Here is a 2,242-nt window from a genome sequence, read left to right on the forward strand (position 1 = left end):
AGCAAGATGGCCTCGGCCGGTCCCAACTGGCAGACTGATGCTCATACCCAGATTGTTTGGGGCCTGGGCTATATCCAGGGCCGTTATGGGACTCCCTGTGGTGCTTGGGCTCAATCCCAGGCGGCCAACTGGTACTGATCCGTTTTCACACGGCCTAAACCAAGAATCCCCGGCAGACTTCCACCAGTCTGCCGGGGATTTTTTACACGAACCAATAATGATCCAGAATAATCAGGCCGTTTTGATCATCTTCTCCAGATTTACTGAATCTAAGACCAAGAGGATGGTCGACAAGGACCAAGGATCAGCGTATGGTGCATCGACGGTTTGCTCCCCTGACCCAGTGTCTCTCCCCGATTAAACGAAGCATTTCATCTTTCCACGGTGCCCGATGACCCATTGGAACCAGCTGTCTCTCTACTAGCAAGACAACGACTTCATGGACCTCACGACTGTAGACATCTCATGGAAGCATGATAAGGCTCTAGAACCCAGCGACGAGACTATTGCACTCATAATTCACTTAAGCATCGTCGTTTGATCTTTCATGTCGGAATCGCCACATGCAGCCACCGGTCTGATGGCCAGTCGACAGCACGTTGAAACACTAAGCAAAGATGGTCGATCGAAACGAGAGCTGACCCACAGAAGCAGATTCAGGGACACCTTCTTGGAAAATCACTTCTCATCAGAGCATGAACAAGTGAAGCTCCGCCACTACACACGTGGCGGAGCTTCACTGTGGTCTCATGTCTAGCTTTCCCTATCAGCCTTCCCAGTCTGCAGATCGCTAAGATCACAACCTACACAATCGGGACAGATGATAGGCTGAATTTCTGTTCTAGAGCACGGCCTGGAGAACGAAGTCCAGGATGAAGAGGGCCGAGACCGCCCAGATGATGGGGTGGACCTCCTTGCCCTTGCGCTTGCAGACCATGGTCAGGCAGTAGGTGATGAAACCGGCAGCCACGCCATAGGAGATGGAGTAGGCGAAGCCCATGAAGATGGCCGTGAAGAAGGCCGGAATGGCCTCAGACAGCTCGCCCCACTCGATCTCAGCGAAGGAGCTCATCATCATGCAACCCACAATGACCAGGACGGGTGCGGTGGCCGCCGATGGCACAGCCGAAATCAAGGGGGCGAAGACGGCACTGAGCGCAAAGCAGGCGGCGATGACCACCGAGGTCAGTCCGGTTCGGCCACCAGCTGCAATGCCCGCTGCAGACTCCACATAGGTAGTGGTGTTGGAGGTGCCGAAGAGGGCGCCGATGGAGGTTGCGGTGGCATCGGCGAACAGGGCCTTGTCCATCTTGGAGCTGAAACCACGACCGGTTTCCAGAGCCTGCTCGTCTTCGGCGGAGAAGATGCCTGAGCGCCGGCCGGTGCCCACAAAGGTACCGATGGTGTCGAAGGTGTCCGACAGGGAGAAGGCGAAGATGGTCACCAGAACCACTGGCAACTTGGCCGGGTCAGAGAAGAGAGCAGGAAAGCCCTCCGGACTGAAAATGGCCAGAAAGGTCTGCGGCAGCTGTGACCAGGCCTGGCCCAGATCGACTGACTTGGCCATGCTGGTGACCCCCATGGGAATGCCCAGCAGCGTGACCGCGATGATGGCGATGACAAAGGCACCTTTGTTGATGAAGCCCAAATGACCCTTGAACTTGAAGATCAGGAGGAAGACGGTCAGCAACAAGCCAATGACGAAGAGGATGACTCCTGGTGTGTTGAAGGTGGTCAGTCCAGGGTTGGCACCTGCTGCCGAGGTCTTGTCGGGTGTGAACTTGATGATGCCCACATTGAGCAGACCCACATAGGCGATGAAGACGCCGATGCCGCCGCCGATGGCGTGCTGAAGCAGGGGCGGAATGGCCTGGATGATCATCTTGCGCAGCTTGGTGGCCGTGACCAGGATGTTGATCAGGCCGCACAGGAAGACCATGCACATGGTCTGCTGCCAGGTGAAGCCCAGCCCCTTGACCACGGTGAAGGTGAAGAAGGCATCCAGCCCGACTCCTGGCGCCACGCCGTAGGGCACGTTGGCCACCAGTCCCATGATCAGGGTGCCGATGATCGCAGCGATCAATGTGGCGAGAAAGACGGCACCCCAGGGCATGCCCGCCGTGGAAAGCACCGAAGGATTCACCACAATGATGTAGGCCATGGCAAAGAAGGTGGTGATGCCTGCTACCACTTCCGTAGAGACTGTGGTATTATTATCCGAAAGCCGAAATAGCTTATGCAT

At 56.2% G+C, this 2,242-nt stretch carries 2 protein-coding genes; one reads left to right on the forward strand and one right to left on the reverse strand.

All coding sequences use genetic code 11. The annotated features are described in order from the left end of the window. Window positions 1-6 precede the first annotated feature (6 nt). The gene (locus AC0AP0_RS12300) at window positions 7-138 is read left to right on the forward strand and encodes an aggregation-promoting factor C-terminal-like domain-containing protein (RefSeq protein ID WP_490430690.1); all 132 of its coding nucleotides are present in this window, start codon (window positions 7-9) and stop codon (window positions 136-138) included. A gap of 703 nt (window positions 139-841) precedes the next feature. Here AC0AP0_RS12300 and AC0AP0_RS12305 read toward each other — a convergent pair. Continuing rightward, the gene (locus AC0AP0_RS12305; RefSeq protein WP_046322514.1) at window positions 842-2,242 is read right to left on the reverse strand and encodes an NCS2 family permease; all 1,401 of its coding nucleotides are present in this window, start codon (window positions 2,240-2,242) and stop codon (window positions 842-844) included.

It is taken from the genome of Bifidobacterium sp. POST2/T3 (B1) (assembly GCF_058197115.1).

Coding starts and splice junctions, on each gene's coding strand:
- AC0AP0_RS12300 (WP_490430690.1), top strand. CDS start 7: ATGGCCTCGGCCGGTCCCAACTGGCAGACTGATGCTCATACCCAGATT.
- AC0AP0_RS12305 (WP_046322514.1), bottom strand. CDS start 2,242: ATGCATAAGCTATTTCGGCTTTCGGATAATAATACCACAGTCTCTACG.